A 256-nucleotide genomic window follows, 5' to 3' on the forward strand; every position below is an offset into this window, starting at 1 on the left:
AGTGGCTGTGGTGTTGTGGGTGATCAGGTCTGTTGCTGTGGAAAGTGCGTCTTGACCCCATCGTTGGTCCCTGGCGATCTTGACCGGATCGTCAGGGACTTCTGTATGTAGATACAGCCACCAATCCATCACTGTGCGTTGATGCGGTAGTGATAGTCCGCGGTGTCTGCGGGCTAGTTCTTTTATGGGGGCGTTGATGCCACCTTCGAGGCTGTTTGTTGTTGCTGCAAGGTTGTCGGGGTCGATGGTTGTTGGT

1 pseudogene is annotated in these 256 nt (G+C 54.3%); it reads right to left on the reverse strand.

Annotation, left to right across the window (positions count from 1 at the left end):
• A pseudogene (locus AC05K6_RS10180) lies at positions 1-256 on the reverse strand (IS1249 family transposase); the annotation flags it as partial.

Source organism: Corynebacterium sp. TUM25020 (assembly GCF_056388495.1).